This is a genomic window from Idiomarina seosinensis, from assembly GCF_003987275.1.
In the GTDB taxonomy this organism is placed as follows: Bacteria; Pseudomonadota; Gammaproteobacteria; order Enterobacterales; family Alteromonadaceae; genus Idiomarina; species Idiomarina seosinensis.
Genome location: NZ_PIQF01000002.1, coordinates 353,788 through 365,481, shown reverse-complemented (window position 1 = coordinate 365,481; position 11,694 = coordinate 353,788). Strand labels below are relative to the sequence as shown.

Annotated in this window: 11 protein-coding genes; 5 read left to right on the top strand and 6 right to left on the bottom strand. The window is 47.4% G+C overall.

From position 1 onward, the window contains the following. Position 1: 1 nt before the first annotated feature. Positions 2–439 (top strand): DUF4399 domain-containing protein, encoded by a 438-nt coding sequence (locus CWI81_RS08100; RefSeq protein ID WP_126784797.1) that lies wholly within the window; start codon positions 2–4, stop codon positions 437–439. Here CWI81_RS08100 and dinB read toward each other — a convergent pair. After that, the gene (gene dinB / locus CWI81_RS08095; protein WP_126784796.1) at positions 436–1,506 is read right to left on the bottom strand and encodes a DNA polymerase IV; all 1,071 of its coding nucleotides are present in this window, start codon (positions 1,504–1,506) and stop codon (positions 436–438) included. The genes CWI81_RS08100 and dinB overlap by 4 nt on opposite strands. Positions 1,507–1,587: 81 nt before the next feature. On the opposite strand from dinB, the gene CWI81_RS08090 reads away from it, so the two are divergent. Together CWI81_RS08090 and CWI81_RS08085 are read left to right on the top strand one after the other, a co-directional pair. After that, a complete protein-coding gene (locus CWI81_RS08090) occupies positions 1,588–2,019 on the top strand; it encodes a c-type cytochrome (RefSeq protein ID WP_241970392.1) in 432 nt (143 codons plus the stop codon). A gap of 208 nt (positions 2,020–2,227) precedes the next feature. Beyond that, on the top strand, positions 2,228–4,816 hold the full coding sequence (locus CWI81_RS08085) for a bifunctional diguanylate cyclase/phosphodiesterase (RefSeq protein ID WP_241970391.1): 2,589 nt from the start codon (positions 2,228–2,230) through the stop codon (positions 4,814–4,816). Here CWI81_RS08085 and rep read toward each other — a convergent pair whose 3' ends face one another. Then, positions 4,817–6,835 (bottom strand): DNA helicase Rep, encoded by a 2,019-nt coding sequence (rep, locus tag CWI81_RS08080; protein WP_126784795.1) that lies wholly within the window; start codon positions 6,833–6,835, stop codon positions 4,817–4,819. It lies immediately after the preceding gene. Positions 6,836–6,899: 64 nt separating this feature from the next. On the opposite strand from rep, the gene CWI81_RS08075 reads away from it, so the two are divergent. Further along, positions 6,900–7,148, top strand: a complete 249-nt coding sequence (locus CWI81_RS08075; protein WP_126784794.1) for an accessory factor UbiK family protein — start codon at positions 6,900–6,902, stop codon at positions 7,146–7,148. Positions 7,149–7,155: 7 nt separating this feature from the next. Further along, positions 7,156–7,896, top strand: coding sequence for a ferredoxin--NADP reductase (locus tag CWI81_RS08070; RefSeq protein ID WP_126784793.1), 741 nt, complete (start codon positions 7,156–7,158; stop codon positions 7,894–7,896). 7 nt (positions 7,897–7,903) lie between these two features. Here CWI81_RS08070 and CWI81_RS08065 read toward each other — a convergent pair whose 3' ends face one another. From CWI81_RS08065 to CWI81_RS08050, 4 genes are read right to left on the bottom strand one after another with little or no spacing between them, the layout of a single operon-like run. Then, positions 7,904–8,635 carry a DsbA family protein gene (locus tag CWI81_RS08065; RefSeq protein ID WP_126784792.1) on the bottom strand — a complete coding sequence of 244 codons (732 nt, stop codon included), beginning with the start codon at positions 8,633–8,635 and terminating at the stop codon, positions 7,904–7,906. A gap of 9 nt (positions 8,636–8,644) precedes the next feature. Then, positions 8,645–9,172 carry a protein disulfide oxidoreductase gene (locus CWI81_RS08060; RefSeq protein ID WP_126784791.1) on the bottom strand — a complete coding sequence of 176 codons (528 nt, stop codon included), beginning with the start codon at positions 9,170–9,172 and terminating at the stop codon, positions 8,645–8,647. Continuing rightward, positions 9,159–11,246, bottom strand: coding sequence for a protein-disulfide reductase DsbD family protein (locus CWI81_RS08055; protein ID WP_126784790.1), 2,088 nt, complete (start codon positions 11,244–11,246; stop codon positions 9,159–9,161). The genes CWI81_RS08060 and CWI81_RS08055 overlap by 14 nt, the downstream gene beginning before the upstream one ends. 49 nt (positions 11,247–11,295) lie before the next feature. Next, on the bottom strand, positions 11,296–11,676 hold the full coding sequence (locus tag CWI81_RS08050) for a hypothetical protein (protein ID WP_126784789.1): 381 nt from the start codon (positions 11,674–11,676) through the stop codon (positions 11,296–11,298). Positions 11,677–11,694: the final 18 nt, after the last annotated feature.

Sequence of the window (11,694 nt, the reverse complement as noted above, 5' to 3'; positions counted from 1 at the left end):
CATGAAGAGCGCGATAGTAATTGGAGCCCTGGCTATGCTGGGAGGGCCGGTACTGGCAACAGCCGAAGCACAGGAAATGTCTCGTACTGAGTCAGCGCAAGGGGCGCAGGCTTATATTATTTCTCCACAGGACGGAGAAGTCGTCGGTAAAACATTTAAGGTGAAATTTGGTCTGTCAGGTATGGGGGTTGCACCGGCTGGCATTGATGCCAAGCACACCGGGCATCACCATTTGCTGATTGATAAGCAGGAAATGCCAGAAATGGGCCAACCTATGGGTGGTGATGTGATTCACTTTGGCGGAGGTCAGACTGAGACAACAGTGACTCTTGAGCCCGGTGAACATACGTTACAGTTGATTCTGGGTGACAAGAATCATGTGCCTCATGACCCGGCTGTTATGTCCAAAAAAATTACGGTAACCGTTAAAGAAGATTAATCAAGGTCGAGTTCAAGTTGTTGTTGCTGATTGGGGTCAGGTAAACTAACGCTAACCCCAATCAGCCTCACCCCCTTTTGACCGCCTCTTGACCAAGCCTCTTCCAATAATTGATAAAACAAACTGGGTGACACTCGCTGACTGGATTTAGAGACAGTAGTCTGAGTAAAGTCAGAAAACTTTAATTTAACCGTTTGCGTTCGAATCGGTTGTTCTTGCCAGGAGGTTATTTTTAGTCGTTGTTTTAATTTTACCAGTAACTGCTGCTGGCAATAATCCTGGGCTGTTTTTAGTTGGGTAATATCCGCTGTTAATGTTTGCTCTACACCAACGCTTTTACGTGTCCGTTCAGTAATAACTTGTCGCTCGTCGATGCCCCGACAGCGTTGAAATAAAACATATCCTGCTTTATCCCCGATAATTTGCTGCAGCTGTTGTAGTTCAGTGCGCTGAATGTCGGCGCCCATTTGTAGCCCATGATTGGCTAACAGTTGTTGGCTTTTTGGTCCAACTCCCGGTATTCGCTTTAGCTCCAGCTGAGCAATATAATCGACCACTTGTTCGGGGGTCACCAGATATTGCCCGTTGGGCTTATTTTCATCACTAGCTATTTTAGCGACCATTTTTTGATTGGAAATGCCGGCGGAACCGGTAATCCCCAAAGAACTTATCTTTTCACGTAAGGCTTGCATGGTTAGGGAGGCACTGCCTTTAAATAACGTGTTTTCGGTTAAATCCAGATAAAACTCGTCGATAGAAGCCGGCTCGATGGTATCGGTTACTTCTAATAATAGATTAAGAACCTGATTCGACATTTGCCGGTAACGTGCCTGGTCGGGTTTAACAAACAGTAACTGAGGACAAAGTCTGCGGGCATGACTGCCCGGCATAGCACTCTTTACTCCGTAGCGCCGAGCCAAATAGTTTGCTGTTGCTACAACCCCGCGATCGCCACCGCCACCGACCGCAAAAGGTTTGTGTAGCAGGCTCGGATCGCGCAACACTTCAACGGAGGCGAAGAAAGCGTCTAAGTCCAATAAAGCAATTTTTCGAGTTACATCAACCAACTGTTTATCCTGTCTGCATTTGTGGTTATAATCATCCCACAAACTGGGAATGTATATCACCAGCCATTTTAGGAGAAACCAGTGAAACGTATTAAATCTCTAGCCTCGAAAGGCCTTATTGCCTCTATAGCAGCATTGTTTGCGGTTGCGGCAGGCGCGGCCTCTGTGCAAGACGAAATGACCAGAGACGCCATCGAAAAGCGTATTGAGCCATTAGGCCAACATTATGTGGCTGGTGAGAACGGCGATCAACAGCAGGCAGCAAGTGGCGATCCACGTTCAGGGCAGGCTGTTTATGACCAGTTCTGTGCGGCTTGCCACACCTCGGGTGTTATGGGTGCGCCAAAATTAAATAATGAAAGTGACTGGGAACCACGGCTGGCACAGGGCATGGAAACAGTCTTACGCCATGCGGTCGAAGGTTACAACGCTATGCCGCCGAAAGGGACTTGTTCAGATTGTTCTGAAGATGAAATTCAGGCTGCAATTGATTATATGATTGAAGATATATAATGAATGTTTTGCTAATTTTTAGCGTAAAGCAAAAAAGCCACCTGTAGGTGGCTTTTTTTGTGTCCTGTGTTGAAAGTTCAAGGTTAGATTGCATACAGTGGTTGCAAGTTGAAAACAGGTGTTTATACTCTGGCATTGTTATAAATGATAACATTCGGCCGAAAGTCCCTATGACACACGGCTTATCACTCTATTGGAGAGTTGTTAGTTGGCGAAAGAGCGTATGTCTGAACAACAGCAACAGCTTGAGGAAGAAAACCTCAAGTTGCGTAAAGTTGTGGGTCGCTTAAAACATCTTACCAACCAGTATCGCTCCGCCGAAGTTATCCAAAACGCATTGTTCAGAATTTCAGAGCTAGCAGCTGAAGTTCGCGATATGGATAGCTTCTACCGATCTGTTCATGAAATTATTGGCAAACTGATGTTTGCTAAAAACTTCTATATTTGCTTACACGATTCTCAACAGGAAGTGGTTAACTTTGTTTATTTTGTTGATGAAGTCGATCAGGACACCATCTTTGAACAGTTGCCGGTAGAAACATTAAGTAGCGGTCTGACGGGTTACATCCTGCGCACCGGTCGTTCATTGTTATGCCCACCGGAAGTGTTTGGAAAATTAATTGAAGATGGCGAAGTTAAGGAAATGGGCGCCGCGCCTGTCGATTGGCTAGGGGTTCCTTTAAAGAGTCAGGACACGGTTATCGGCGTGATGGTGGTGCAGAGCTATAACGACGAATGCCGTTATAGCGAAAAAGACGAAGACTTACTGACTTTCGTTTCGCAACACGTGGTCAATGCCTTAGAGCGATTAAAACAGCAAGAGTTGATGCAAAATGAAATTGAGCACCAGACTGCTGAGCTGCGTCATGCCAACGAAAGCCTGATGAAAGAAATCACTGAACGCGAAAAAGCCGAGCAGCAGACAGCTGTGCTATTTGCAATCTCTGAGCTTACCAATACCTCTGACAACATGACCACGTTTTATAAGAGCTTGCACAAAGAGATTGGTACGTTGATTCACGCGGATAACTTTTATGTTGCCTTGTTATCGCCCGATAAAAAGCACCTCCACTTTCCTTATCATGTGGATGAGACTGGGGCTAAAGCAGAACGTCGTCGTGTTAGCCGCGGTTTGACCGAATACGTTTTCAGAAAAAGAGAAGCTGTTTTTATTAACGCCCGACACCGACAGCAACTGATAGAAGACGGCGAAGTCACCCCGGGAACTGGCGGCGGTGAGCTTGCTAAGCAGTGGCTTGGTTCTCCGCTAATGCTGAATGGTGAAGTGTTTGGGGTGATAGCAGTACAAACCTACGATAACGAGTTTTTGTACAAAGCCGATGATCTTGAGCTGTTAAATTTTGTCTCGCAGCATGTTGCAGTGGCTATCGATCGTAAACGTTCGGCTGATGAAATTCAGCGGGTTAATCAGTTCCTTGAGAAAAAAGTGACCGAGCGGACCGAAGAGTTAGTCTCGGAAATTGAGCGACGTAAGAAAATTGAGGCGCGCCTATTTCACGATGCACATCATGATAGCTTAACGGGTCTGCCGAACAGGGCGTTGTTTACGGAACGATTGCAACAAGCACTAGCCCATAAACGGCGGCACGTAGAGCATCATTTCGCGGTATTATTTCTGGATCTTGATCGATTTAAGAACATTAATGACACCCTGGGCCATTCCGCAGGCGATGAATTTTTATTAGATGTCAGTAAACGCATCACCGACTGTGTCCGCGATAATGACATGGTTGCCCGCTTAGGTGGTGATGAATTTGTGGTGCTGCTAGATACCATGTCGTCGATTGAAGATGCCAAAGAGATTGCCAAGCGAATGATCAAAAGTCTAAGTGACCCATTCAACTTAAATGGGCAGGAGCACTACTCCGGAGCTAGCGTTGGTATCGCTTTATGTCGAGACGATAAAGATACGGTCGAGCGTTTGTTGCGCGATGCAGATGCAGCAATGTATCAAGCGAAAACCCAAGGTCGTGGACGGTATGTATTGTTTGATGAGCAGATGCACCAGTCATTGGTTGATTCTGTGCGCCGAGAGACAGCGCTGCGGCATGCGAAAATAGAAGAAGACTTTGATATAGAGTATGAAGACATTGTCGATTTCCGTTCGAATGAACGCGTTGGAGTGGAAATGCATCTCCGTTGGAATGATGAGCGTCAGGCGCTAAGTTCCGATGAGTTTTTACCATTGGCGGAAAAAACCGGGCAAATTATTAAACTAGATCGTTATGTACTGAAACGCTGCTGCGAGAGAATTGCAAAAGAACGGCATAATCGACTGCCGCGACTGCATGTCAATTTATCGGCTCGGCACCTGATAAAAACCGGCTATGTTAATCAACTTATCGAAACCGTCGAGCGTTACAAGATTGCTCCTGAAGCGATAGCATTTGAGTTTTCGGAAACCGCACTAACACAGAACGATCGCCGCTCTCTTGCCAGCTTACGGCGTCTTGCGGAGAAAGGTTTTACTCTAGTCATAGACGACTTTGGCCGAGGGGCAGGTCCACTGCAATATTTATATAATTACCCATTTTCTATTTTGAAACTCGACCAAAACTATGTCTCGCGTCTTAAAAGTAATGAACGCGCCCGCGCTATGTTAAAACACGTAGTGACTTTGTGTGATGAGCTGGGTATTTCTTTATACGCTGCGGGTATTGATACTCAAGAGGAGTTTTCCCATATTCAGGATTTAGGCGTTTATGCCGGTCAGGGAAAGTTTGTTGAGCAGTATGAACACGCCTTAACCCAGTCCAATTCGGAATCAGCTGGCTAATCAACTTCCCTTATTTAACGCGTTTTTAAGCATCTCAAGACCTCTGCTACGCTGTTCTTCTTTTTCATCCTCAGACTTCTCTTTGCGTTGATGCTCCCACTCGAGATCGTCCTGCGGTAATTCGTGTAAAAAACGACTGGCTTGAGGCTGGATCACTTCGCCGAATTGGCGTCTTTCTCGTGCCATGGTAAATATTAATTGGTGTTGAGCGCGGGTAATACCGACATAAGCCAGTCGGCGCTCCTCTTCGACATCTTCCAAATCGATGCTGCTTTGGTGCGGCAATAAGCCTTCCTCCATTCCGACCAGGAATACCTGAGGAAATTCTAAGCCTTTGGAAGCATGCAGCGTCATTAATTGCACCTGGTCAAAGTTGTCATCGTCTTCATTGCGCGACATCATATCGCGCAAGCAAAGCCGACTGACGACCTGATCGAGCGTCATTGCATCGTGTTCATCGTCACCGGCGAGCATTTCTGTTACCCAGCGATGCAGTTCGTAAATATTTTTTATTCGCATCTCAGCGGCTTTAGCACTAGGGCTTTGCTCAAACAACCAGTCTTCGTAAGCAATTTCATTAAGTAGTTGCCGAACCGCTTCTTGCGCATCGGGTTGGTGATCCGCTTTTCGTGCCAGCGAACTCATCATCTGGACAAAGGTGTCCAGCGAATTAAACACGTTACTGGCGAGCAAGGTTTTTACATGAGGTGATTGTGCTGCCTCGAACAGACTGCAGCCGAGCTGCTTGGATAGCTCACCAACACGTTCTACAGTTTGTGGGCCAATGCCGCGACGAGGAACATTTATAATGCGTAAAAACGCAGTGTCATCGGTCGGATTCACCAGCAGCCGCAGGTAAGCCATTATATCTTTTACCTCGGCGCGGGCGAAAAATGACTGACCCCCAGTTATTTTGTACGGGATACGGTTATTCATTAGCGCCTTTTCGAATAACCTTGCCTGGTGGTTGCCGCGATATAAAATAGCAAAGTCGTGGTAGTCGGTTTTCTTTAAGAAACGTTGTTTTACGATTTCTGCTACAACACGTTCAGCCTCATGTTCTTCATTACGGCCGTAGATAATTCGCATTGGAACCCCGTACTGCATGTCCGAGAACAGCTTTTTCTCAAATACATGGGGATTGTTTTCAATCAGTATATTAGCGGCTTTCAAAATACGGCCGTGTGATCGATAGTTTTGCTCTAACTTCACCACCTTGAGATTGGGAAAGTCAGTTTGTAGTAGCGCCAGGTTTTGGGGTTGCGCACCCCGCCAGGAATAAATCGACTGGTCATCGTCACCAACCACAGTAAAGCGGGCGCGTTCTCCCACTAGTAACTTAACTAATTGATATTGGCTGGTATTGGTATCCTGATACTCGTCGACCAATAAGTACTGAAATTTCTTTTGCCAACGTTTTAGCGATGTCTCGCTGCTGGCGAGCAGCATCGTTGGTAGCCGAATCAAGTCATCAAAATCCACTGCGTTGCAGGCAGTTAGGTTCCTTTGATAGTCAGTATAAACTCGGGCAAACTCCTGCTCAGTATCGCTGGCTGCCTTATTAGCTGCGAGCTCCGGCGTTAGCATGTCGTTCTTCCAGTTGCTAATTTGATGAGCACAGGCTTGAATCGTCTGTTTGTCACCTTCCCACTCATCTTCGGTCAGCGCTTTCAGCAGAGCAAAAGTGTCCTGGTCGTCGAACAGGGAAAAGCCAGGTTTTAAGCCTAACGCTGCAAGCTCGCGTCGAATGATATTAAGTCCTAAAGTATGGAAGGTAGATACTGTTAAGCCGCGGGCCTGTTGTTTGCCCATCGTTTGTGCCACCCGCTCTTTCATTTCCCGAGCGGCCTTATTGGTAAAGGTGACCGCTGCAATCTGCCGCGGGGTATAAATTTTTTGCCGAATTAAATAGGCAATTTTTTCTGTAATAACGCGCGTTTTACCACTGCCAGCGCCGGCCAGAACCAATAGTGGTCCTTCAATATAGTGAACTGCTTGTCGCTGGCGTTCGTTTAACATTAAACAGACCTTAAAAGGAGTGGTAGACTAGAAAGACATCGGATTCTACCCAAAGGATACCATTATGGACAACAAGACGATCGAGAATATTGCGAAGCAAATTAGTGACAGTATGCCAGCAGGCGTAAAAGAAGTGGCTGATAACGTTGAACAGCGCGTGAAACAGACGCTGCAAACCCAGCTGTCAAAGTTAGATTTGGTGACACGCGAAGAGATGGACGTGCAGCAACAGATGCTGTTGCGATTGCGTGAACGCGTCGTTCAGCTTGAACAGCAGCTAGCAGAGAAAGACTCTCAAACCGATAAGGACTAAAGCCCCTATGATCCAGTGGATTAGTGGAAAAGTGGTAGAGAATTACCGCTGGAGCGATACGGTATTTAGTTTACGAGTAATTGCTGAGCCTTTTGATTTTAAGGCTGGGCAATTTGTGCGACTGGGTATCACCGTTGGTGGCGAACAATTGTTGCGGGCCTATTCGTTGGCGAGCCCACCGGGCGCGTCAATTTTAGATTTCGTGATTGCTGAAGTGCACGAGGGGCTGGTCAGTTCGCGCCTGGCTAAGTTACAGCCCGGCGATTCGGTCAATCTAACTCAACCAGCGAGTGGCTTCTTTACACTGGATGAGGTCCCTGATGGTGACAGCTTATGGATGCTGGCAACAGGAACTGGTATTGGGCCGTTTATTTCGATGCTGCATACCGACAAACCGTGGAACCGGTTTAAACGAATCAATCTGGTCCATGGGGTACGTCATGCTGCAGATCTTGCGTATCAGGACCAAATACAGCAGTGGCAGCAGCAATACCCAGACCGATTAGGGTACCAACCGGTGATTACCCGCGAGACTATCCCTGGAGCACTGGCTGAACGAATACCGGAACTGATACGGTCCGGTCAGTTAGAAACCGCGCTAAAAACGCCGTTGGATACAACGGCGCAAGTGATGCTGTGTGGTAACCCTGACATGATCCAAGAGTCACGCTCTGCCTTCGCCGAGCTTGGACTTGCCAAAAACACCCGGCGTAAGCCCGGCAACGTGACTTCTGAGAATTACTGGTAAAGCCCAGTTAATCTAATTCAAATTGCTTTGTGGCTATAGCTTCAAGCTTGTCATACGGAATGTAGCCTGGAGTTACTTGCTGCCCAATGATAATAGTCGGCGTGCCGCGAAAACCTAAGTCGCGAAACGCTGACATGTTTTTTCGAATAACGGCTTCGCTCTCATCGGACGGTGATAAAAACGCTTCGGTACCGGTTACCTGCGCAACACTTTGCAATGAGTCAGCCGTATGCATGCCCGATTTTTTCATCATCAGATTATGAGCCTCAAAGAAGGCATCGGGATGATTGCGCCACAGGTTTAATCCATATAGCGTCGAATTAGTTTTAAGACCATCCACTTGCTGCTGCCGTAAAGGCACAAACACGTTCACTATTTGAATCGACGGATATTCTTCAACCAGTTTATGCAGACTGGGCTCTAATTTTTTGCAGAATGGGCAATTGTAGTCGGTGAAGACAATGATTTTATGCATTGCATCGTTGTTGCCTAAAATCGGATGTGCCGCTGACTGATATAACCACTCCTGATGGTCAGAAAATGCATTTTGCTGATCACTTTGTTGCTCTAAAAAGCGCTGCAAGCCTTGATGGATATTTGAAATCAGCTGCGGATTTTCGCGTAATAGTTGCTCGACTTTCTCCAATTCCTCTGCTTGCTGCGGGGTTAAATCTTGTGCTAATACATTACTGGTAAACACAACAGCAATAATGAAAAACATTTTATAAATAAAATTCATACTATTTTCCTACTTAAAAAACTGGTGAAACCAAAGGCGAATAATTAAACCCGGAGGGGTCGTGACTCCGGTTGTCGCCGAGACAATGTCACCGTTTTTAATAATGATAATGGTTGGCGTAGCAGAGACCTGCCAGCCACTAGAAATGCGGTTGAGGTTGTCGTTAACAATAGGAAACTCATACCCTTTTGCCTGCGCATACTGGGTTAGCTTTTCGTTGCTGCCAGAGCGCAAGCCCACACTTATGGTGGGGTAGTAGTGTCCAGCGTAGTCAACCGTAGGCGATACCGCTGGACAGACCGGACACCAGGTTGCCCAGAAATACAGCACAACCGGACCGTCCTTGCTCATTTCACGTAAGTTGAACTGTTCGCCGTTTATGTCCGTTAGCGAAGAAAGCTCGGCCGGAACAGACTCCGGTACATCACTATTGCGGAAGGCGTCAACAACCACTGCCACCGTCGAGAACAACAATACGTAGAGGGCTGCCGTTGTTAATCGCTTTACCCATGACACTTTCGATTTATTGTTGCGCACGGGCATCCTCCAGGGTGTCCATTACTTTGCCTTTACTAAGCACCACAGGCAGGCGGATACCGTCCGGGGCAGCGGGTCCATAGACTTTGTTAAATGGTACACCAAAGGTGTTGTTGGCCTTCAGGTATTGGGTAATGTTCTCGTTTGCTTTCGTCCAGTCGCCGCGAAGGCGAGTAACATGCTGCTGCCCCAGGGCAGTAAATACCGGGTCTTGTAGCAGTACACCCACTTTATTGGCCTGGCAAGTGATACACCAGTCCGCGGTCACATCCACAAATACGGTTTGACCGTTAGCAACAGCTGCATCAATACGCTCCTGCGTTAATACCTGCCACTGGTGGTCCTGGGGCAGTTTGTTGACCCAACGGTCAGCGGTGAGTATTAACGTCGTGCCGACAACTGCAGCCAATACTAAGAAGCCGCCAATGGATAAAAACAGCGCTTTGCGGCCATGAATTTTACCAATAATAAGCAATGTTAGAACCGATAAACCGACGGCGAGCGCCAGGAACAACTCATGACTGATAAAGTTTTTCAGCAAGGCTGTCAGCCAGGCGGTCGTTGCCAGCATCATAATGGCGAAAATTGGCTTCACCCATTGCATCCAGCGGCCGGGTTTGGGCAGTAACTTCGCTGTTTTCGGGAAAACCGCTATGAGTAACCATGGCAGTGCCATACCAATGCCCAGAGCAGCAAATATCAGTAGAATTACCGATGACTCAGCGGCCAAAGCAAAGGCTACCGCGGTACCTAAAAAGGGCGCAGTACAAGGTGTTGCCAGTATCGTAGCCAGCATGCCCTGAAGAAAGTGTCCTTTGTAGCTGTCGTCACCGGCGGTAGCGGCGCTGGTGTTTATAGAGGACGGTAATTTAAACTCAAAGGCGCCCATTAGGTTCAGTGCGAATACCCAGGTAATAGCGACTAATGCGGCAATGAAGTAAGGGTTCTGAAATTGAATTCCCCAGCCGACAGAGCCGCCTGCCCAGCGAAGCGCAATAAGTCCCAGGGCAATGATAAGAAACGAACTGATAATACCCAGTGACGATGCAAAAAACTGCTTACGCACGACTCTAGGTTCTTGTGCGCCAGACAACATAAGACTTTGCACTTTTAAGCCTAATACCGGCAACACGCAGGGCATAATGTTCAGAATAAGCCCACCGACTAGCGCCATAAGTAGAATGGCCCAGAGCGGAAGTGAGTTATCAGCAATGGTCCCTGCCGCTAGTGGAACCTTATATTCGGCGGCGAAGTTTTCATCACTGACCGTGGCGATGAGTTCAGCTCCGCTAAGATCCGGCAGCTCCAGCCAGTGGGTTACATCAACATGCGCTGTGAGTCTATTTCCTTCCACTTGAATATCGGGAGATGAAAAGGTTGCATCGGCCAGCGCATCGTCGTTGCTGTGTATAAACAGCTGAGGATCTTGCCAACCGCTGTCACGTTCAATAGTCAGTTGAACGCGCTGGCTTTTGTCTGACCAAATAGCCTGCTTGACCTTATTGCTATCGTATTCTCGAGGCACTTTACCCATGGCCTGATTAAAGGCAAAGGCACGGTCACTGTCGACGATCAGGGTGTCCAGCTCAACTTTTAAGTTAATAGGGTAGTCGGTGAGAACACAAACGGTGGTACACGACGACATAGTCAGCGTGCCACGAATGCGCGCCCGTCGGGCATCGGGCCTTAGTTGTATCATTAACGGAAAGGTCAACGAGCCCTGATACCCGACGGTATCAATACCCTGAATGCTATAGCGTGAAGGAACCGGCCAGTGCCATTCAATATTCTTAATATTGGATGACTCAGACCAATCAAAGGTCGGTGGTATGCCACCTTCGCCAGGTGAACGCCAGTAAGTTTTCCAGCCCTCGTCCAGCTCAACATGTAGCAGGGCGGGTATTAGGTTGCGCTCAGTCTCATAATTGCCAGTGAGTTCCAGCTTTACAGATACCGGCGGGTGGTCTTTATGACTTAACCAACCGGTAGACGGTGTCTCCGCTAAACTTTGAGCGCTATAAAGCAGCAGCGCTGCAATCAGCGATAGCAGCCATAACGGTAAAATTTTATTCATACATTACTCCTGAAGTTAGTATTCCAACGATGCAAATCGGTTGGAAGCGCTACTCCAGAAAGCAACAAAATACGGCGTGGGGTCGCCTTTTACAGAAAAAGAAAAATAGCGGGGGCGCTAATTGCTTGTTAACAGAGGTTTTCAGCACCAAAGTCAAAAGAATAAAGAAAGACAGCGCCGCGTAGGTGATATCGGACTGGAACTGCTGCAATAAATGCGTGGTCTTGTCGCAGTCGGCTTTGCTGCTCTCTTGTTTTGTACCCAGGTCCGCATGGCTTCCTGCAAGCTGTTCAGCCGCTGGCGCGCCCTGATGTTTAGGACAGCCCTCCAGCCAACCAAAGTTTTGCCCCCAACACAACGTAAAAATCAGCAATAGCAAAGGTGCTACATACTGAGTTTTTCGACACTGTTGATTCAGTTGATGGAACATTGGTGTTAATAGACCTCT